The organism is Pseudomonas sp. TMW22090 (genome assembly GCF_022496665.1).
Classification (GTDB): Bacteria; Pseudomonadota; Gammaproteobacteria; order Pseudomonadales; family Pseudomonadaceae; genus Aquipseudomonas; species Aquipseudomonas gregormendelii.
This window is the reverse complement of sequence record NZ_SCFH01000006.1, coordinates 138,301-157,833: the sequence shown is the minus strand read 5'-3', so window position 1 is coordinate 157,833 and position 19,533 is coordinate 138,301. Positions and strand designations below refer to the sequence as shown.

The following is a 19,533-nucleotide window of genomic DNA, read 5'->3' as shown; positions in this document are numbered from 1 at the left end:
TGTAATACCCCGTATGCAACTTGCGCGGCCGGAATCACATCAGCACTGGCCGCAGCCTTGCTTGAACGCCTAGACTTTGCCGATCTTCAGTTCAGGAACAGCCCGTGACTTCCATCTTCTGGTACGACTATGAAACCACCGGCATCAATCCGCGCTGCGATCGCCCGCTGCAAGTTGCCGGCATCCGCACCGACTTCGCGCTGAATGAAATTGACGAGCCGGTCAACCTGTACTGCCAGCCCAGCGAAGATATCCTGCCGCATCCTGCCGCCTGTGCGATCACCGGCATCACGCCCGGGTGCCTGGCCGAGCGAGGTTTGAGCGAAGCCGATTTCATGACCCGGGTGCACGCCCAACTCGCCGCACCGGGCACCTGCGGCGCCGGCTACAACACGCTGCGCTTCGACGATGAAATGACCCGTTACAGCCTGTACCGGAATTTCTTCGACCCTTACGCCCGCGAGTGGCAGGGCGGTAACAGCCGCTGGGACCTGATCGACGTGGTGCGCGCCGCCTACGCCCTGCGCCCCGATGGCCTGGCGTGGCCGACGGACGAACAGGGTAGAGTGACACTCAAGCTCGAACGCCTGACGGCAGCCAACGGCATCGACCACGGCAACGCCCACGAAGCGCTGTCGGACGTGCGCGCCACTATCGCCCTGGCGCGGCTGATCCGGCAAAAGCAGCCAAAACTTTACGACTGGCTCTTTCAGTTGCGCGGCAAGCAGAAGGTGCTGGATCAGATCCGTCTGCTGCAACCCATGGTGCACATCTCCGGGCGCTTCTCGGCGGCGCGCAACTATGTCGGGGTGGTCTTGCCCCTGGCGTGGCACCCGAAAAACAAGAACGCCCTGATTGTCTGTGACTTGCACCTCGATCCCCAATGCTTGCTCGATCTGGATGCCGAAGCGCTTCGCGAGCGCCTGTATACCCGCAGCGATGATCTGGCCGAGGGCGAATTGCCGGTGCCGTTGAAACTTGTTCACATCAACAAGTGCCCGGTCGTAGCGCCCTTGTCGGTACTGCGTGAGCAGGATCAGCACCGCCTTGGGCTGGACATGACGCTTTATCAGGCGCGTGCGCTGCGGCTAAGTGACGCACAGCAAGTTTGGAAAGATAAAGTTCAGGCGATCTATGCCCGCGAAGGTTTTCCTGCCAGTGATGACCCGGAACAACAGTTATACGATGGTTTTATCGGCGATCGGGATCGGCGTTTGTGTGAACAAGTCCGGTCGGCAGATCCCGCGCAATTGGCACAACAGAAGTGGCCGTTCGATGATGAACGCCTCCCAGAATTATTGTTTCGATATCGCGCGCGCAACTTCCCTGACACCCTGAGTTTCGAAGAACAGGAACGCTGGCAGATATTCTGTCGGCAGCGTTTGTCTGCACCTGAGTGGGGCGCGCCCAATACCCTCAACTCTTTTGCAGAGGCCGCAGCTCAACTGATGCTTACTGCCACGCCGGAGCAGTGTGCAGTGCTGGATGACTGGCAAAAATATGTCCAGGTATTACGGGTTCGTTTGAACCTTTGAAAACGAACATGCCCGGTGTTGAATGCCGGGCATAAAAAAACGCCAGCATTTAGCTGGCGTTTTTTTTGGCGCGGATCAGTCTGCGCCACGCTCTGTGGCTTAGCCCAGCAGAGTCGCCCAGCCTTCAACCACGTCACCGCCCCACTTGGCTTTCCACTCTTTCAGAGTCTTGTGGTTGCCACCTTTGGTTTCGATGACTTCACCGTTGTGCGGGTTTTTGTATTGTTTAACTTTGCGAGCACGCTTGGTGCCAGTAGTTTTTACTGCGCCACCGCGTGGAGCCTTGGTTTTGGATTCCGGATCCAACAGCGCAATGATGTCGCGCAGGGACTTGGAGTACTCGCCCATCAAGGTGCGCAGTTTGCCTTCGAATTCCAGCTCGGTTTGCAGTTTGTCGTCTTGGGACAGATTCTTCAACCGGGCTTGCAGCTCTTTGATAGCTTCTTCGGTGGCGCGATATTCGTTGATCAAGGACATGAGGACTACCTTATGATGGACGCTGGATAGCAGGTGACAGTGCGCCAATAATAGTCAGGGTGTTTCATCAAGTAAACATTTAACCGAAGTTTATTTAATTCACTTACGATGAGTAGGCGATAAATTGTGCGGGCAATTAAATACTCTGAACCGGTCTTCGCCCATCTTCACAATTGTCGCTTGAATATCGGCTGTCAGAGCACCATCGCGCGCAGCGGAACCGTTGCCGGAGCTGTTTCCCCGGGCCAGGCGCAACACCCGCCATCATCAGTACTGCAGTTTTGCTGCGTAATCGCTAGAATGGCGGCCTTTGCGAAGTTCTGGAGTTTCCCCCTCATGCGCACTTTTCGGCTGGTGATTGCTTGCCCGGACCGCGTCGGTATCGTTGCTAAAGTCAGTAACTTTCTGGCGTCACATAATGGCTGGATCACTGAAGCGAGCCATCACTCGGACAACCTCAGTGGCTGGTTCTTCATGCGTCACGAAATCCGTGCCGACTCGCTGCCTTTTGGTATTGAAGCTTTTCGCGAGGCCTTCGCGCCTATTGCCGAAGAGTTCTCGATGAACTGGCGCATTACCGATACCGCACAGAAGAAGCGTGTTGTATTGATGGCCAGCCGTGAATCCCACTGCCTGGCTGACCTGCTGCACCGCTGGCACAGCGATGAGCTCGATTGCGAAATCTCCTGCGTGATTTCCAACCACGATGACTTGCGCAGCATGGTCGAGTGGCATGGTATTCCTTACTACCACGTTCCGGTGAACCCGCAGGATAAGGAACCGGCATTCAAGGAAGTCTCGCGTCTGGTCAAACAGCACGATGCCGAGGTGGTGGTACTTGCCCGATACATGCAGATCCTGCCGCCGGAGTTGTGCAGCGAGTACGCGCACAAGGTGATCAACATTCACCACAGCTTCCTGCCTTCGTTCGTGGGTGCCAAGCCGTATCACCAGGCTTCGCTGCGTGGCGTGAAGTTGATCGGTGCCACTTGCCACTACGTGACCGAAGAGCTGGACGCCGGTCCGATCATCGAACAGGACGTGGTGCGTGTCAGCCATAGCGACAGCATTGAAGACATGGTGCGATTTGGCCGGGATGTAGAGAAGATGGTGTTGGCCCGTGGCCTGCGTTATCACCTCGAAGATCGGGTGTTGGTCCACGGCAACAAGACTGTGGTGTTCTGATAGCCGCACCACCTTGTTGAATTTCGAAGGGCCTGGGCGTTCAATCGCGGCAGGCCCTTTGTTGTTTATGCAGTGAGGATTTGTTAATGGCTGATCCACTCGACAAGGCGACTTCCACGCCTCCCGCGACGTTGGGGGAGGGCTGTTTGAGTCGTTACGATCCCGATGACTTGAGTGCCGAGGATGGCACGGAGTTTCCAGGCGCGCGGGAGTTGTGGGAGACGTTGCATCCAGAGGACGAAGATTTGGGCCCCGTGGAAACTTCGGGGCAACCCACCCCTAAGCCTGCTTGAACCTCATCAACTTCCTCAGCAGCGGCCGCCCCAGCAGCAAAAAGAACACCGGTCCTCCCACCACCAGATAGAAGTAATAAGTCACGGCCCGCCAGATCAGGATGGCCGCCGCCGCCGTCGACTTGCCCACCATCGGCGCCAGCAACGCGGCCGAGGTCAGTTCTGCCGCTCCGGCGCCGCCGGGCAACAGGCTGAACTGCCCGGCGCTGAGTGACAGCATCTGGATCAGGAACGTCCAGGCCCACTGCAAGTCCGCCCCCAGGCCGAGCACGGCCAGGTACAACACGCTGTAACGCAAACCCCAATGCAGGCAGGTCAGTGCAAATACCTTGATCAGCGTCTGACGGGGAAGTTTCAGGGTGTCGGTGAATGCGGCGAGAAAGTGCAGGAGTTTGCGTGCCCAACGCAGGCGCGTTGAGGCTTTGACATTGAGACGCGCCAGCAGGCGGCCGCTCAGGCGGATCAGCAGTCGGTGGTAGCGCGCCACCGCGACGCAACTGACCAGGCCGCCAAACATTGAAATGGCGCTGACCATCAACAGCCATTCCATTCGCTGGCTCAGGTGTTGGAACAGTGCGTAGATCAGGATCCCGCTCAGCGCGCACAGGAAGAACACCAGGTCACTGAGCTGATCCATCGCAAACACCGCGCTGCCCCTGGCCGGGCGAACGCCCTGGCGCGAGAGCAAGGCCATGATCGTCAGAGGTCCGCCGCTGCCTCCAGGCGTAGCGCAATAGGCAAACTCGGCGGCCATCACCACCCCAAGACTTTTCAGCCGGCCGACCTTGTGACACTGATCGCCCAATAACAGCCGCAGGCGCAGGGTGTTCAGGACCCAGCACGACAGAATCATGCCGAACATGATCAGCAGCCAGTGCAGGGGGAAATGCCGCAACCGATACCAGGTTTCATTTCCGCCCAGCAGGGACGGGATCAGCACCGCCACCAACAGCGCGACGAGCAGAAGAATGACGCGGCTCATGCGCGGCGACCGACAGCTGCGTCTGGCAGTCGCAACCAGTCAGCCTTGGTCAGCGGCCTACGCCCCTGATCCAGCAGACGCTTGACGGTTTGCAGCCAGTAATCCCGGGAAAACCGGTGGCGCATGTCCACTGGATGCAGGCCGAGGCGAATCACCGGCGCTTGCTGCCAGCGTTGCTCCCGGCGGTCGCTGAGCCACTTCGACAGGCCGCGACGCCAGGCACTGCGGGCGCTCCACACCAGTCCCGGCGCGTCCACAACGCTGAAGTCCGGCAGGCGGTAGAGGTGCTGTGGATCACTGGTGTAGCTCAGCGGCAACTGGCGCAGGGCTTGCCGTGTTCCGGCACTCATCAACCAGGCCGGCGCGACGAACCCTTCCAGGGGCCAGTCGTAGCGCCGGAACATCTCGATGCCAGCCTGCAGGCGGGACAGCGCTTGCTGCTCGGTCAGGTGATAGAACTCACCTTCGTGGGTGTAGATACGGCGCATGAACCAGTCTCGTGGGGTGCTCGGCGGTGAACCTTCGTCGCAATGAAAATAGCCGTGCAGCGCCAGTTCGTCACCCCGAGCCAGACGGTGGGACAGCAGTCGGCGAAAGTCCGGGTGCGCTTGCAGGTCATTGTGTTTGTGGAAGTCCGGTACCACCAGCCAGGTCATCGGCACCGCGCCCAGGGCATCGACAGCTTCGACGAAAGGCTGATAGTCGGGCCAGGTCTGCGGTGCGACATCGTGCAGCACCAGCAGCAGGCAGGGAGGATTCGCGGATTCAACCATTGGCGATCAGCGGCCATTGCGTGCCCAGCACAGCATGATAATGCCCCAGCAGGCTGTCGACCACCGTATCCCAGGCGTAATGCTGTTCCACATGACGGCGAGCCTGTTGACCCAGGGCCGTACTGCCCGAACTGAATAACGCGTGGACGGCACTGGCCATTGCCGCCGGACTGTTGGGTGCGCAGAGCAGGCCGCACTGGTCGGTGACGATTTCCTGAAAGGCCCCGGCCGCTACCGCGATTACCGGGATACCGCTGGCCATGGCTTCGAGAATCACCAGGCCGAAGGTTTCCTGATCGCCGGCGTGCAGCAGTGCATCGGAACTGGCCATCAGGCGAGCCACTTGCGGCGCAGGGCAGAACTCATCGATCACCGTGACGTTATCCGGCACGAGCGCGGGCATCGATGAACCCACCAGCAGCAGGTGAAAGCGCGGGCCCAGTCGCTTCATGCAATCGAGCAGCACGGGCAGGTTTTTTTCCTTGGAACCGCGACCGGCAAAGATCAGCAGGCGGCTGTCTTCGGCAATACCCAGTTCCGCCCGCAGCCCCGTGTCGCGAGCACCAGGGTGGAAGGTTTGCAGGTCGACGCCCAAAGGCTGCACATAGACATTTTTCACCCCCAGGCCAATCAGCTTGTCGGCCATGACCTGGCTGGGCGCGAGTACCCGATCGAAGTTGCCATACAGCTTCCTGACATAGGCTTCGACATTGGGTGTCACCCAGTTGCCCATGCGATTGCTGCACAGCAGCGGCAAATCCGAGTGATAAAAGCCAATCACCGGAACATCCAGCTGACGTCGCGCGTCCAGGGCTGCCCAGGCCGTGAGGTAAGGGTCGCCGACTTCAATCAGGTCGGGCTGCAGATCCTGCAGGACATTTCGCCAGGGGGCGAGGCGAACGGGAAAACGATAGCCTTTGCCGAAGGGCAGGGCGGGGGCGGGAACAGTGTATACGCCGTCCCGTTCACCCAGGTGGGCGCCGGGAATCAGCAGGCTGTGGCGAATGCCGGGCTTGATGCCCAGGCGTCGGTGTTTGGCATCCAGATACGTGCGCACGCCACCGCTGGCAGGGGCGTAGAACATGGTTATGTCAGCGATATGCACGATGAGCATCCCTCCGGTCCGTTGTTCTCCCTTGGTTGACCTTTTTGAAGGATAGATGTTCGGTTGGGGTTTGCCGGGTGGCTGCGCAGTTGGCGTTGTGTTTGATTTGAGAGCGCCATCGCGAGCAGGATCACTCCCACAAGTCTGGACGTTAACCTGTGGGAGCGAGCCTGCTCGCGATGGCGTAGGTTCTGATGTCAGATACGGAAGCTACCCACCAACTGCTTCAGCCGCGCCGCCTGCTGCTCCAGGTCTGAACACGCCCGCAACGTCGACTGCAGGTTCTCCACCCCTTCCTGGTTCAGCGTGTTGATCTCGGTAATGTCGACGTTGATCGATTCCACCACCGCCGTCTGCTCCTCGGTCGCCGTGGCTACCGATTGGTTCATCCCGTCGATCTCGCCGATGCGCAGGGTCACGCTGTTCAGGCGTTCGCCAGCAAGGTTGGCGATGTCCACGCTGTCCTGGCTGTGACGCTGGCTGTCACTCATGTTGCTCACCGATTCCCGTGCACCGACCTGCAGTTCCTCGATCATGGTCTGCACCTGCTGTGCCGATTCCTGGGTGCGATGCGCCAGGTTGCGCACTTCATCGGCGACCACCGCGAAGCCACGTCCCGCTTCGCCGGCGCGTGCCGCCTCGATCGCCGCGTTCAGTGCCAGCAAGTTGGTTTGCTGGGAAATGCTGGTGATGACTTCGAGGATCTGCCCGATATTCACGGTCTTGCTGTTGAGCGATTCGATATTGGTGCTCGAGGCGCTGAGCATGCTCGACAGTTGATTCATCGCGGCAATGCTGCGATCCACCACTTGCTGGCCGTCTTCGGCCAGATTGCGCGCGTCGCTGGCCTGGCTTGAGGCCTGGGCGGCGTTGCGGGCGATTTCCTGGGCTGCGGCGCCCAGTTGATTGATCGCGGCAGCCACGCTGCTGGTGCGCGAGGCTTGCTGATCGGAATTGAACATCGACGAATTGGACGCGGCGACGACGCGCAACGCCACTTCATTGACCTGGCCGGTGGCCGACGACACTTCGCGGATCGAGCCGTGGATGCGCTCGACGAAGCGGTTGAACGCCGTGCCCAGGATGCCGAATTCATCGTTGTTCTGGATGGTCAGGCGCTTGGTCAGGTCTCCCTCACCGTCGGCGATGTCTTCCATGGCCCGGGTCATCACGTGCAATGGCTGGATAAGCAGGCGGATCAGCATGCCCAGCAGGGCGATGATGATTGCCACGGCGATCAGCGTCGCCACAACCGCCGATGCACGGAACTCGCTGAGCATTGAGAAGGCTTTGTCTTTGTCGACCGACAGGCCGATGTACCAGTTGACCGAAGGCAGGCCTTTGACCGGGGTGAAGTTGACGATGCGGGTCTTGCCATCGACTTCCACTTCGCTGAAGTCACTGCTCAAACGCGGCGCTCCCTGGGGAAAGGCCTCGCTCAGCGTCTTCATGACCAGCGTTTTGTCCGGGTGAACCAGGATCTTGCCATCGGCACTGACCAGGAACGCGTAACCCATGCCGTCAAAATCCCGGGCGCTGAGGGTATCGATCAGGGTTTGCAGGCTCAGGTCGCCGCCCACCACGCCGACGCTCTGGCCGGCTTTTTTCGAGGCGGTGGCAATGGAAATGATGGTCTGCCCGGTGGCCGCATCGATGTAAGGTTCGGTCAGGGTGGCGGTGCTGCTGCTTTCGGCACCTTTGTACCAGGGGCGCACTCGCGGATCGAAGCCGGCAGGCATTTTGGCGTCCGGGCGAATGGTGAAACTGCCGGTCGCGTCGCCCAGGTAGGAGGCCATGAAGGTCGACGTCAACGCTTTCTGCTCAAGCAGGCTGGCCACAGTGCCCGGCTCGGGGTTGATGGCGATGTTCTGGGCCAGGTTGTCGATCAGCAGGATGCGCCCGCTCAACCAGGTCTGGATATTGCTGGCGGTAACGTCGCCCATCTCGTTGAGGTAGTTGTCCAGGTCTTCGCGGATGGCGTTACGTTGCAGGTAGTCGTTGTACAGCGTAAACGAGGCGAAGGCGGCAATGACGATTAGCGCGGCGGCAAGCAGGATTTTATGGCTGAAACGCAGGTTTTTGTTCATGGCTTGAGGTTCCGCTAAGGTCTTAATGGCCAGGGCGTGCTTTTATAAGAGAACGCGAAAGTGGGTGGTGACGAGCACAAGCGCACAGCTCCGTTTTTTCTGTAGGAAATTACCGACGCTCTTCAAACCCCTGTATCGGCCATCAGGAATCAAAGATTAACCATGGGTGACGAAATGCCTGACTCCTCGCAACTTGTTATTGGTGCTGATCTCGCTGGTAGCCCTATCGCCCAGGCGATGCGCCTGGCCAATCGTCATGGCCTGGTCGCCGGGGCGACCGGGACCGGCAAGACGGTCACCTTGCAACGCCTGGCCGAAGCCTTCAGCGACGCCGGGGTGGCGGTGTTCGCCGCCGATATCAAGGGCGACCTGTGCGGGCTCGGGGCTGCCGGTAATCCCCAGGGCAAGATCGCCGAGCGCATCGCCGGCATGCCCTGGCTGAATCACCAGCCCCAGGCGTATCCGGTGACCTTGTGGGATATCCACGGCAAATCCGGTCACCCTTTGCGCACCACCCTCAGTGAAATGGGCCCGTTACTGCTGGGCAGCCTGCTGGAACTGACCGACAGCCAGCAGTCGGCGCTGTATGCCGCGTTCAAGGTCGCGGATCGGGAAGGCCTGCTACTGCTGGACCTCAAAGACCTGAAGGCGCTGCTCAATCACCTGCGCGATCATCCGCAGTTGCTGGGAGACGACGCCGCGCTGATGACCACCGGTTCCAGCCAGGCGTTGTTGCGCCGCCTGGCAACGCTTGAACAGCAGGGGGCCGAAGCGCTGTTCGGTGAGCCCGCGTTGCAGCTCGAAGACATCCTGCAACCGACCGCCGAGGGCCGCGGGCGCATTCACCTGCTCGACGCCAGCCGCCTGGTGCATGAAGCGCCGAAGGTCTACGCCACGTTCCTGTTGTGGTTGCTGGCTGAACTGTTCGAGCAATTGCCCGAGCGCGGGGATGCAGACAAACCGCTGCTGGCGCTGTTTTTTGATGAGGCGCACCTGCTGTTCGCCGGTACCCCCCAGGCCCTGCGTGATCGCCTGGAGCAAGTGGTGCGGTTGATCCGCTCCAAAGGCGTGGGGGTGTATTTTGTGACCCAGTCGCCGGGTGACCTGCCGGATGACGTGCTGGCCCAGTTGGGCTTGCGTGTGCAACATGGGCTTCGCGCGTTCACCGCCAAGGAGCAGAAATCCCTGCGTGCGGTCGCCGAGGGCTTTCGTCCCAACCCGGCGTTCGATGCCTTGTCGGTGCTGACCGAATTGGGTATCGGCGAGGCGCTGGTGGGCACCTTGCAGGACAAAGGCACTCCCGCGATGGTGCAACGGGTGCTGGTAGCGCCGCCGCAGTCGCGGATCGGACCGCTGACCGAGACCGAGCGCACGATGCTGATCGCCGGCTCGCCGTTCAAAGGCCGTTACGACAAGCCGATCGATCGCGAGTCAGCCTATGAAGTGCTGATGGGGCGCAAGGGCTTGGCGCCGGAGCCTGAAGCCACACCGGGCAAGGCAGGGGCTGAAGAGCCAAGCTTCACCGACAAGGCCGGGGAATTCCTTGGCACGGCGGCGGGTCAGGCGCTCAAGTCGGCGATGCGTCAGGCGGCCAATCAACTGGGGCGGCAGTTGGTGCGGGGGTTGATGGGGTCGTTGCTCGGAGGCAACAAACGCCGCTGAAAGCAAAAGATCGCAGCCTTCGGCAGCTCCTACGTAGAAGCTGCCGAAGGCTGCGATCTTTTGATCTTGCCGTTAAACCTTTGGTTTGGCGTGAGCCGCCAGCCGTTCCAGCGCTGCCCGAAGATTCGGATCACTGATCCCGTCGGCCGTAGCCTGGATCGTCGCCCCGGCATCCGTCGACAAACTGATGGTATGCCCCGCAGCACCTTGCTGAACGGTGGGCGGCTGTACCTTGAACAGAATTCGCGTCAGGCTGGCAAACTCGTCAAACATTTGTAACTGACGTTGCAAACGCTTCTGCTGATAGCGTAGCCGGGTCGCCCAATGACCATCGGTCACGATCAGCAGCAAACTGCCTTCGCGCCAGGAGGCCACATGGCAGTGTTCCCGGGCGGCAGGCTGCAGCTGGCTTTCCAGCAGGCGCTGCAAATGACCCAGGCGTTGAGCGTGGCCAAAGATGGCTTTGAGCGGTTTGGCTTCGCGAAGCAGAACGGCGGGTGCTCTGGCCGTGAGAGGGCGAAATGCCATGATCAGACACCTGAAGTAACAGAGCAGCCATCTTAGCAGAAAGGCCTGCCCGCACCCCATCCATCGTCCTGGTGACGCTTTATCCATTAAATCAATGGTTAACTTCGTACTTGTCCGGGTTGAAACTGGCAGAAAAGGCCTTATTGTAAGTGAGCCCCGTCACAGCGCTGTGCCAGCATCGTGGAATAACGCCACTTTCCTCACCACCGTTTCCGGGTAGAATGCTCGTTCGCATGCGGCCATGAGGGCTGCTCGGGCGACTCACGGGGCCGCCCTCCATCCCTTTAGTGTGGAAGATCCTGCCGATATGTTTGCGCCTTTGTTAAAGAAACTTTTTGGAAGCAAGAACGAGCGTGAAGTCAAACGCATGCTCAAGACGGTGCAACTCGTCAATGCCTTCGAAGAGCAAATGGTGGCCCTTTCGGACGATCAGTTGCGTGCCAAGACAGACGAGTTCAAGGCCCGCATCGCCAAAGGGGAAACCCTCGACAAGCTGCTGCCTGAAGCCTTTGCGGTCGCCCGCGAAGCCGGCAAGCGCGTCATGGGTATGCGCCACTTCGATGTCCAGCTGATCGGCGGCATGACCTTGCATGAAGGCATGATCGCGGAAATGCGTACCGGTGAAGGCAAGACCCTGGTGGCAACACTGGGCGTTTACCTGAACGCGCTGTCCGGCAAGGGCGTGCACGTTGTGACCGTGAACGACTACCTGGCCCGTCGCGACGCCAACTGGATGCGTCCGCTCTACGAATTCCTCGGCCTGACGGTCGGCGTTGTCACGCCGTTCCAGCCGCCGGAAGAGAAGCGCCTGGCTTACGCCGCCGACATCACCTACGGCACCAACAACGAATTCGGTTTCGACTACCTGCGCGACAACATGGCGTTCAGCATGGAAGAGAAATTCCAGCGCGAACTCAATTTTGCCGTGATCGACGAAGTCGACTCCATCCTCATCGACGAAGCCCGTACCCCGCTGATCATTTCCGGTCAGGCCGAGGACAGCTCCAAGATGTACGTCGAGATCAACCGACTGATCCCGCAACTGGAGTTGCACGTCGAGGAAGTAGAAGGCGAAGTCACCAAGGCTGGCCACTACACCGTCGACGAGAAGACGCGTCAGGTCGAGCTCAACGAAGCCGGTCACCAGTTCATTGAAGACATGCTCACCCGCGTCGGTCTGCTGGCTGAAGGCGAAAGCCTGTATTCGGCACATAACCTGGGCCTGCTGACCCACGTCTATGCCGGTCTGCGTGCGCACAAGCTGTTCCATCGCAACATCGAATACATCGTGCAGGACGGGCAGGTTGTGCTGGTCGACGAACACACCGGTCGTACCATGCCGGGTCGTCGTCTGTCCGAAGGCCTGCACCAGGCCATCGAAGCCAAGGAAGAGCTGAACATCCAGGCCGAAAGCCAGACCCTGGCATCGACCACGTTCCAGAACTACTTCCGCCTGTACAACAAGCTGTCCGGCATGACCGGTACGGCAGACACCGAAGCGTTCGAGTTCCACCAGATCTACGGCCTGTCGGTCATGGTGATTCCGCCAAACCGTCCGCTGGCACGTAAGGACTACAACGACCTGGTATTCCTGACCGCCGATGAGAAATACGCGGCGATCATCAACGACATCAAGGAATGCATGACCCAGGGCCGTCCGGTGCTGGTGGGTACTGCAACCATCGAAACTTCCGAGCACATGTCCAATCTGCTCAACAAGGAAGGCATCGAGCATAAGGTCCTGAACGCCAAGTTCCACGAGAAGGAAGCCGAGATCATCGCCCAGGCCGGTCGCCCAGGCGCACTGACCATCGCCACCAACATGGCCGGTCGTGGTACCGACATCCTGTTGGGCGGCAACTGGGAAGTGGAAGTGGCTTCGCTGGAGAATCCGACCCCTGAGCAGATCGCCCAGATCAAGGCCGACTGGCAAAAACGCCACCAGCAAGTGCTGGAGTCCGGTGGCCTGCAGGTCATCGCTTCCGAGCGTCACGAATCGCGCCGTATCGACAACCAGTTGCGTGGTCGTGCCGGCCGTCAGGGTGATGCCGGTTCGAGCCGCTTCTACCTGTCGCTGGAAGACAGCCTGATGCGTATCTTCGCCTCTGATCGGGTGAAGAACTTCATGAAAGCCCTGGGCATGCAGCCTGGCGAAGCGATTGAGCACCGCATGGTGACCAACGCCATCGAAAAGGCCCAGCGCAAGGTAGAAGGCCGCAACTTCGATATTCGTAAGCAACTGCTCGAGTTTGACGACGTCAACAACGAACAGCGTAAAGTGATCTATCACATGCGTAACACGTTGCTGGCCGCTGACAACATCGGCGAGACCATCGCTGACTTCCGTCAGGACGTGCTCAACGCGACCGTCAGCGCGCACATTCCGCCACAGTCGCTGCCAGAGCAGTGGGACGTGGTCGGTCTTGAGGCTGCATTGCAGAGTGATTTCGGTGTTGCCTTGCCGATCCAGCAGTGGCTCGACGAAGACGATCACCTGTACGAAGAGACCCTGCGCGAGAAGCTGATGAACGAGCTGATCGCCGCGTATCACGAGAAAGAAGACCAGGCGGGCGCCGAAGCGCTGCGAACCTTCGAGAAGCAGATCGTGCTCCGCGTACTGGATGACCTGTGGAAAGACCACCTGTCGACCATGGATCACCTGCGTCATGGTATCCATCTGCGTGGCTACGCCCAGAAGAACCCGAAGCAAGAGTACAAGCGCGAGTCGTTCACGCTGTTCTCGGAGTTGCTGGATTCGATCAAGCGCGATTCGATTCGCGTGCTGTCTCACGTGCAGGTTCGTCGCGAAGATCCGATCGAAGAAGAGCAACGCCTGCGCCAGGAAGCCGAAGCTCTGGCCGCACGCATGCAATTCCAGCACGACGAGCCGCCAGGTCTGGAGCAGCCGGAACTGCTGGGTGAAGAGGTCGATGTTGCCCTCGCCACCGCGCCGGTGCGTAACGAACAGAAGCTGGGCCGTAACGAACTGTGCTATTGCGGTTCGGGCAAGAAATTCAAGCATTGCCACGGGCAGATCCAGTAAAACCCGTTCAGCAAGCTGAAATACCCGCGCCGCGACCGGCATCAGCCGTCGCGGCGTTTTGCCATTTGATACCGCCGATCACCTGCGTCGGCGATGACTATTTTAAGGAGCGCATTCATGGCTGTTGGTCTTGGTCCTTTGCCAACGTTGCACCCGGTTGCCGGTTTTGAACTCGGTATTGCTTCGGCCGGCATCAAGCGCCCGGGGCGCAAGGATGTCGTGGTCATGCGCTGTGCCGAAGGCTCGACGGTCGCTGGCGTGTTCACCCTGAACGCCTTTTGCGCCGCACCGGTGATTCTCGCCAAGCAGCGAGTGCAAGGTCCGGTGCGCTACCTGCTGACCAACACCGGCAACGCCAACGCCGGCACCGGCGAGCCTGGCCTGGCCGCCGCCGAGCGCACCTGCGCGAAGCTGGCAGAGCTGACCGGCGTCGATGCCCGCCTGGTGCTGCCGTACTCCACCGGGGTGATCGGCGAACCGCTGCCGGTCGAGAAGATCGAAGGCGCCTTGCAGGCAGCGCTCGACGACCTGTCGGTCAACAACTGGGAAGCTGCCGCCACCGGCATCATGACCACCGACACCTTGCCCAAGGGGGCGAGCCGCCAGTTCGACCATGACGGCGTGACCATCACCGTCACCGGCATCAGCAAGGGTGCGGGCATGATTCGGCCGAACATGGCGACCATGCTGGGCTACATCGCCACTGACGCCAAAGTGTCCCGTGATGTATTGCAAAACCTGCTGCTGGACGGCGCCAACAAGTCGTTCAACCGCATCACCATCGACGGCGACACCTCGACCAACGACTGCTGCATGCTGATCGCCACTGGCCAGGCGGCGCTGCCGGAAATCACCCGGGCCGAAGGCGAGCTGTTTGCCAAGCTGAAACAGGCCGTGTTCGAAGTGTGCATGGATGTCGCCCAGGCCATCGTTCGTGATGGCGAAGGCGCGACCAAGTTCGTCACCGTCCAGGTCAATGGCGGCGGCAACCACCAGGAGTGCCTGGACGTCGGTTACACCGTGGCTCACTCGCCCCTGATCAAGACTGCACTGTTTGCTTCCGATCCGAACTGGGGCCGTATCCTGGCCGCCGTTGGTCGCGCGGGTGTGCCCGATCTGGATGTGAGCAAGATCGACGTGTTCCTCGGGGAGGTGTGCATCGCCAGCCACGGCGCCCGTGCGGCCAGCTACACCGAAGCCCAGGGTGCGGCGGTGATGCAGCAGGAAGAAATCACTATCCGGATCGAACTGGGTCGCGGCGCGTGCAGCGAGACGATCTGGACCACAGATCTGTCTCATGAGTATGTAAAGATCAACGCTGAGTACCGTACTTAAGTCAGACCGGGTCGGTCGAGCGCGACCCCGGCCCATCGCGGGCAAGCCCGCTCCCACAGGATTTGCGCTGACCCTGTGTGAGTGGGCTTGCCCGCGATGACGGTCGACCAGACGCTGAAAAATCTGGCCCATACCTCTTATCCAAGGGTCCCGAACATGAGCCTCCACCTGATCATCGGCGACAAATTGTATTCCTCCTGGTCCTTGCGCGGCGCGCTGGCGCTTGACCTGGCCAAAGCCCCCTACAGCGAAGAACTGATCAAGCTGAACCAGCCTGACACTCGTGAACGACTGCTCAAACACTCGCCGACCGGCAAAGTCCCGCTGCTGAAAACCAGGCATGGCACCATCGCCGATTCCATGGCGATTGCCGAGTACCTGGCCGAACAGTTCCCGGATGCTGGCCTCTGGCCCAGCGATGTGGCGGCCCGGGCCCAGGCCCGCTCGGCCTGCGCGCAAATGCACGCCGGGTTCTTCGCCTTGCGGGCCAACATGCCGTTTGACCTCAGCCGCGACGCGCCACTGGTGTCGGCTCCGACTGAAGTCCAGGAGGACATCGAACGAGTGCTGGCGTTATGGGCGCAGTGCCGGGCCGCTGCGTCCGACGCCGGTCCGTTCCTGTTTGGCAAGGTTAGTCTGGCCGATGCTTTCTTCGCCCCGATTGCTGTGCGACTGCGCACCTATCAGGTGAAAGTACCGGCCGAGGATGAGGCCTACATCGATACGATCTACCAATGGCCAGCTTTCAAGGCCTGGCAGAAAGCAGGTCTGAAGGAGGTTGGGCAGTGAAACGCGTACATGTAGCGGCTGCGGTTATTCGTGACAGCAGTGGCAAGATACTGATCGCCCGGCGCGCCGATACCCAGCACCAGGGCGGTCTGTGGGAATTCCCGGGTGGCAAGGTCGAGGCTGACGAGTCCGTCGAAACCGCCTTGGCTCGCGAGCTTCATGAAGAGCTGGGAATTGTGGTCGGCGCAGCGCGCCCGCTGATCAAGGTCCGCCACGATTATCCTGACAAGCAAGTATTGCTGGATGTCTGGGAAGTCTCGGCGTTTACCGGCGAGCCGCATGGGGCCGAAGGCCAGCCGCTGGCCTGGGTGGCTCCGCGGGACCTGCTGGACTACGAGTTTCCGGCGGCCAACCAGCCGATCGTCGCGGCGGCGCGCTTGCCGGCCGAATACCTGATCACCCCTGGAGATCTGGAGACCCCGGCACTATTGCGCGGTATCCAGAAAGCCATCGCCGGCGGCATCAAGCTTATCCAGCTGCGCGCGCCAAACGGATACGACCCCAAATACCGGGATCTGGCGGTGGATGCGGCGGGACTGTGTGCGGGCAAGGCGCAGTTGATGATCAAGGGGCCGTTCGAATGGCTGGGTGATTTCCCCTCGGCCGGGTGGCATATCACGGCCGCCCAACTGCGCAAATACGCGGCAGCGGGTCGACCGCTGCCGGCGTCGCGCTGGCTGGCGGCGTCCTGCCATAACGCAGAGGAGCTGGCGTTGGCCGAGCAGATGGGCGTGGACTTTGTCACCCTGTCTCCGGTGCAGCCGACCCAGACCCACCCGGATGCCCAGCCGCTGGGTTGGCAGCAGGCGGCAAGCTTGATCGAAGGCTTCAGCAAACCGGTGTTCCTGCTGGGTGGCGTGGGCCCGGCTGAGCGGCAGCAGGCTTGGGAAGCTGGGGCGCAGGGGGTGGCGGGGATCCGCGCGTTCTGGCCTGAGGCTTGATCGTGTATTGAGGCTGCTGGCCTCATCGCTGGCAAGCCAGCTCCCACAGGGTTTGGTGTCGTTCACACATGTTGTGTGCACGACGAAACTTGTGGGAGCTGGCTTGCCAGCGATGGCGCCCGAACAGGCGCTACACTTCTGTGGGCTTCACCGCCGGCTGCCACAAGATTTCCGCAACCCCCTGGCGCCTGGCAATTACCCTTGCCATCACAAACAGCAAATCCGACAACCGATTGATGTAAGCCAACCCGACCCCGGCCAGCGGCTCAGTCGCATTCAAATGCTGACAGCGCCGCTCCGCACTGCGCGCCAGGCTGCGGCACACGTGCGCCTGGGCAATCAGCGCCGAACCGCCGGGCAAAATGAAATTCTCCAACGGCCCCAATTCTTCGTTCCATACATCGATCGCCGCCTCCAGGCGCTCGATCTCTGCCACGTTCAGAGCCTGATACTCAGGCATTGCCAGCTCGCCGCCGAGGTCGAACAAGCGGTGCTGGCAAGGCGCTAACACCTCGACCACTTCATTAAGCCCAGGATACGCAGCACTTTCCTGCGCCAATCCCGCCAGCAGCACACCAACCTGACTGTTTAGCGTGTCAACCTCACCAATTGCTTCAATTCGTGGATGGTCCTTGGGCACTCGGCGGCCATCGCCAAGGCCTGTTTCGCCTTTGTCGCCAGTGCGGGTGTAGATTTTCGACAAGCGAAAGCCCATGGGTTACCTCTATAGCTGATTGAGTTCCTGAGAGACCAGCGCAGTGCTCGCCAAGGGCAGGCGCAGGGTGAAGCAGGTGCCCTGGCCGAGGGTCGATTGCACTTCCATCTGGCCCTTGTGGTTGTTGGTGATGATGAAGTACGACACCGATAAACCGAGCCCGGTCCCCTGGCCGATTTCCTTGGTGGTGAAGAACGGTTCGAAAGTACGCTTGCGCACGCTCTCGCTCATGCCGATGCCGTTGTCCTCGACCTGGATCTCCGCCCAGGGCGGGTTCAGGCGGGTGCGCAAGATGATCCGCCCCGGTTCACGGTCATCCTCGCGCTGATGAATGGCCTGGGCGGCATTTTTCAGCAGGTTGAGCAGCACCTGCTCCAGCTCGTTGGCGGTGCCGGGGACCGGGCCGAGTTGCGGGTCGAACTGACGAATGATCGCCTGCCCCTTGAAGTCGAAACCGATCGCCAGGTCGAAGTCGTTGCCTGCGATTTCCACCGCCTGATCGATCAGCGCCGGCAGGTCGCAGGGCGCCATTTGCCGGGTGCTGCGCCGGCTGAAACTGAGCATGTGCGTCACGATCTTCGCCGCGCGGGCGCCAGCCTGCTGGATACCGTCGAGCAGTTGCGGCACTTCACGGGCCACCAGGTACTGGTTCACGGTTTCCAGTTCGATGCCGATGTGCTCGGCCTGTTCAAGGTTCTTCGGCAACTCCGGGGACAGGCGCCGGCGGATGTTTTGCACGTTGTGCAGGATGGCGCCCAAGGGGTTGTTGATCTCATGCGCCATACCCGCCGCGAGGCCGCCGACTGAGAGCATTTTCTCTGACTGCACCATCATTTCTTCCAGCGAGAGACGCTGGGTGATGTCGTCGATACGGATGACCACGCCACGACCCGCGCCGCCCATCAGTGGATAAAACGTCAGGGCGTAATGCCTGGCTTCATCATCCTTGACCCAGGTTACCCGCTCGATCTTGGCGACCGTGTGCTGTTCGACCGTTTGCTTGAGCTGCGGCAAATACGGCTTTAGCGGTTCGAAGGCGAGGAAGATCGGCTGGTTCAGGGCCTCGTCCAGGCGAGTCCCGGACAGCGCGCTGGCCTCCTGATTCCATTGGGTGACGTAGAGCTGTTCATCCAGGGCAATCAACGCCGAGGGCATCGAGTCGATGATGCTGTTGAGGTAATTCTGGAAACCCGTGAGCTTTTTCTCGATCTTGCTGCGCACCTGCACTTCCAGCTCCAGCTTGCGATTGGTATGGCGGGTTTCTTCCGCCAGCCCCTGAGCCTGGTCGTAGGCGGCCTGGGAGTCGTCCCGGGCGCGCTTGAGCTGCTGTTCCCGTGCCTCGATCCGCGACAGCATGGTATTGAACGCCTCGGCAAGGCTGCCGATTTCGTCATGGTTGCCGCGAGAGGCGCGCAGGGCGTAGTTCTCTTCCCTTGTGACTTGCCGAGACAACTCTTCCAACTGATGGATCGGCCGGGTAATCAGGCGCTTGATCTGCCGGGCGATCACCAGCCACAACAGGATGCTGAAGATCAGGATCCCCAGGCTTGCCGTCAGCGTACCGGTGTAGAACGCCATCGGCAGCTCGCTGCTGGCAACCAGCAGCAAGTGACCGGGCGCCGTGCCGGGGCGGGGCAGGGTGATCACCTGGTTGCTGCGAAATTCGGTGGCTTGCCAGGACTCGATGTGCCGGTAGTGCTCCGGCAACTTGAGCTTTTCCCCCTGTTGCAACTGTGCCAGGCGCTGGCCTTTGCCATCGTAGAGGGCGGCTGCCCGCAGAGGCGAATAGCTGTTGAGCTCGTTGAGCAGGCGTTCGGCGCTTTGTGGTGACTGCAAGGCGTCGGAGATGAGGCTGGGGTTGGACACCAGGCGGCCAATGGTCTGCAAGGCCTGGGGCGCCATGCTTTCCTGGGAAATATAATAAGCGGCGCTGATAAAGGTCAGGTTGGCGACCAGCAGAACAGTGGTCAACAGCACCAACAGGGCGGCCAGCAATTTCTGACCGACCGGTAGGTTTTCAAGGCGCTGGCGCAATGGCATCAGGTTCGTCGCTGCAAAGGAACAAGTGGCCAGCGTAGCCGCT

The 19,533-nt window shown here is 60.6% G+C and carries 16 protein-coding genes; 8 read left to right on the top strand and 8 right to left on the bottom strand.

Features of this window, described 5'->3' with window-relative positions:
- Positions 1-104: 104 nt before the first annotated feature.
- Entirely contained in the window at positions 105-1,535 is a 1,431-nt protein-coding gene (gene sbcB / locus EQV97_RS18070; protein ID WP_240889395.1) for an exodeoxyribonuclease I, read from the top strand.
- Positions 1,536-1,634: 99 nt separating this feature from the next.
- Here the strand turns inward: sbcB and mvaT are convergent, their stop codons facing one another.
- On the bottom strand, positions 1,635-2,012 hold the full coding sequence (gene mvaT, locus EQV97_RS18065; protein WP_007933316.1) for a histone-like nucleoid-structuring protein MvaT: 378 nt from the start codon (positions 2,010-2,012) through the stop codon (positions 1,635-1,637).
- 336 nt (positions 2,013-2,348) lie between these two features.
- Between mvaT and purU the strand changes: the two genes are divergently transcribed.
- Positions 2,349-3,197: a formyltetrahydrofolate deformylase gene (gene purU / locus EQV97_RS18060; protein WP_045058252.1), complete on the top strand. Its 849-nt coding sequence runs from the start codon at positions 2,349-2,351 to the stop codon at positions 3,195-3,197.
- A gap of 86 nt (positions 3,198-3,283) precedes the next feature.
- Positions 3,284-3,490, top strand: coding sequence for a hypothetical protein (locus tag EQV97_RS18055; RefSeq protein ID WP_240889385.1), 207 nt, complete (start codon positions 3,284-3,286; stop codon positions 3,488-3,490).
- Here EQV97_RS18055 and EQV97_RS18050 read toward each other — a convergent pair.
- From EQV97_RS18050 to EQV97_RS18035, 4 genes are all read right to left on the bottom strand, one after another.
- Positions 3,477-4,472 carry a lysylphosphatidylglycerol synthase transmembrane domain-containing protein gene (locus tag EQV97_RS18050; protein ID WP_240889384.1) on the bottom strand — a complete coding sequence of 332 codons (996 nt, stop codon included), beginning with the start codon at positions 4,470-4,472 and terminating at the stop codon, positions 3,477-3,479. The genes EQV97_RS18055 and EQV97_RS18050 overlap by 14 nt on opposite strands.
- The gene (locus EQV97_RS18045) at positions 4,469-5,245 is read right to left on the bottom strand and encodes a DUF2334 domain-containing protein (RefSeq protein ID WP_122840132.1); all 777 of its coding nucleotides are present in this window, start codon (positions 5,243-5,245) and stop codon (positions 4,469-4,471) included. The genes EQV97_RS18050 and EQV97_RS18045 overlap by 4 nt, the downstream gene beginning before the upstream one ends.
- Positions 5,238-6,359 carry a glycosyltransferase family 1 protein gene (locus EQV97_RS18040; protein ID WP_205895996.1) on the bottom strand — a complete coding sequence of 374 codons (1,122 nt, stop codon included), beginning with the start codon at positions 6,357-6,359 and terminating at the stop codon, positions 5,238-5,240. Before EQV97_RS18040 ends, EQV97_RS18045 begins: the two co-directional genes overlap by 8 nt.
- A gap of 188 nt (positions 6,360-6,547) precedes the next feature.
- The gene (locus EQV97_RS18035) at positions 6,548-8,437 is read right to left on the bottom strand and encodes a methyl-accepting chemotaxis protein (protein ID WP_240889383.1); all 1,890 of its coding nucleotides are present in this window, start codon (positions 8,435-8,437) and stop codon (positions 6,548-6,550) included.
- Between the two features lie 174 nt (positions 8,438-8,611).
- Here EQV97_RS18035 and EQV97_RS18030 point away from each other — a divergent pair, with 174 nt between their 5' ends.
- Positions 8,612-10,099, top strand: coding sequence for a helicase HerA-like domain-containing protein (locus tag EQV97_RS18030; RefSeq protein ID WP_045058284.1), 1,488 nt, complete (start codon positions 8,612-8,614; stop codon positions 10,097-10,099).
- A 72-nt stretch (positions 10,100-10,171) separates the two neighbouring features.
- Here the strand turns inward: EQV97_RS18030 and EQV97_RS18025 are convergent, their stop codons facing one another.
- Positions 10,172-10,627: a DciA family protein gene (locus EQV97_RS18025; protein ID WP_007945864.1), complete on the bottom strand. Its 456-nt coding sequence runs from the start codon at positions 10,625-10,627 to the stop codon at positions 10,172-10,174.
- A 307-nt stretch (positions 10,628-10,934) separates the two neighbouring features.
- Here EQV97_RS18025 and secA point away from each other — a divergent pair, with 307 nt between their 5' ends.
- The 4 genes from secA (at position 10,935) to EQV97_RS18005 (ending at position 16,735) form a co-directional block, all read left to right on the top strand.
- Positions 10,935-13,670 (top strand): preprotein translocase subunit SecA, encoded by a 2,736-nt coding sequence (gene secA / locus EQV97_RS18020; protein WP_240889382.1) that lies wholly within the window; start codon positions 10,935-10,937, stop codon positions 13,668-13,670.
- A 117-nt stretch (positions 13,671-13,787) separates the two neighbouring features.
- Positions 13,788-15,005 carry a bifunctional glutamate N-acetyltransferase/amino-acid acetyltransferase ArgJ gene (argJ, locus tag EQV97_RS18015; RefSeq protein WP_122840135.1) on the top strand — a complete coding sequence of 406 codons (1,218 nt, stop codon included), beginning with the start codon at positions 13,788-13,790 and terminating at the stop codon, positions 15,003-15,005.
- A gap of 156 nt (positions 15,006-15,161) precedes the next feature.
- Entirely contained in the window at positions 15,162-15,794 is a 633-nt protein-coding gene (locus EQV97_RS18010; protein ID WP_045058283.1) for a glutathione S-transferase family protein, read from the top strand.
- Positions 15,791-16,735 carry a Nudix family hydrolase gene (locus EQV97_RS18005; protein WP_122840136.1) on the top strand — a complete coding sequence of 315 codons (945 nt, stop codon included), beginning with the start codon at positions 15,791-15,793 and terminating at the stop codon, positions 16,733-16,735. The genes EQV97_RS18010 and EQV97_RS18005 overlap by 4 nt, the downstream gene beginning before the upstream one ends.
- A gap of 130 nt (positions 16,736-16,865) precedes the next feature.
- Here EQV97_RS18005 and EQV97_RS18000 read toward each other — a convergent pair whose 3' ends face one another.
- Together EQV97_RS18000 and EQV97_RS17995 are read right to left on the bottom strand one after the other, a co-directional pair.
- Positions 16,866-17,450, bottom strand: a complete 585-nt coding sequence (locus EQV97_RS18000) for a cob(I)yrinic acid a,c-diamide adenosyltransferase (protein WP_122840137.1) — start codon at positions 17,448-17,450, stop codon at positions 16,866-16,868.
- A gap of 9 nt (positions 17,451-17,459) precedes the next feature.
- A complete protein-coding gene (locus EQV97_RS17995) occupies positions 17,460-19,490 on the bottom strand; it encodes a HAMP domain-containing sensor histidine kinase (RefSeq protein WP_045058242.1) in 2,031 nt (676 codons plus the stop codon).
- Between the last annotated feature and the right edge of the window lie 43 nt (positions 19,491-19,533).

Excerpts from the sequence above, each read along its gene's own strand:
- mvaT (WP_007933316.1), bottom strand. The coding sequence starts at position 2,012 with ATGTCCTTGATCAACGAATATCGCGCCACCGAAGAAGCTATCAAAGAG.
- purU (WP_045058252.1), top strand. The coding sequence starts at position 2,349 with ATGCGCACTTTTCGGCTGGTGATTGCTTGCCCGGACCGCGTCGGTATC.
- EQV97_RS18055 (WP_240889385.1), top strand. The coding sequence starts at position 3,284 with ATGGCTGATCCACTCGACAAGGCGACTTCCACGCCTCCCGCGACGTTG.
- EQV97_RS18050 (WP_240889384.1), bottom strand. The coding sequence starts at position 4,472 with ATGAGCCGCGTCATTCTTCTGCTCGTCGCGCTGTTGGTGGCGGTGCTG.
- EQV97_RS18045 (WP_122840132.1), bottom strand. The coding sequence starts at position 5,245 with ATGGTTGAATCCGCGAATCCTCCCTGCCTGCTGCTGGTGCTGCACGAT.
- EQV97_RS18040 (WP_205895996.1), bottom strand. The coding sequence starts at position 6,359 with ATGCTCATCGTGCATATCGCTGACATAACCATGTTCTACGCCCCTGCC.
- EQV97_RS18035 (WP_240889383.1), bottom strand. The coding sequence starts at position 8,437 with ATGAACAAAAACCTGCGTTTCAGCCATAAAATCCTGCTTGCCGCCGCG.
- EQV97_RS18030 (WP_045058284.1), top strand. The coding sequence starts at position 8,612 with ATGCCTGACTCCTCGCAACTTGTTATTGGTGCTGATCTCGCTGGTAGC.
- EQV97_RS18025 (WP_007945864.1), bottom strand. The coding sequence starts at position 10,627 with ATGGCATTTCGCCCTCTCACGGCCAGAGCACCCGCCGTTCTGCTTCGC.
- secA (WP_240889382.1), top strand. The coding sequence starts at position 10,935 with ATGTTTGCGCCTTTGTTAAAGAAACTTTTTGGAAGCAAGAACGAGCGT.
- argJ (WP_122840135.1), top strand. The coding sequence starts at position 13,788 with ATGGCTGTTGGTCTTGGTCCTTTGCCAACGTTGCACCCGGTTGCCGGT.
- EQV97_RS18010 (WP_045058283.1), top strand. The coding sequence starts at position 15,162 with ATGAGCCTCCACCTGATCATCGGCGACAAATTGTATTCCTCCTGGTCC.
- EQV97_RS18000 (WP_122840137.1), bottom strand. The coding sequence starts at position 17,450 with ATGGGCTTTCGCTTGTCGAAAATCTACACCCGCACTGGCGACAAAGGC.
- EQV97_RS17995 (WP_045058242.1), bottom strand. The coding sequence starts at position 19,490 with ATGCCATTGCGCCAGCGCCTTGAAAACCTACCGGTCGGTCAGAAATTG.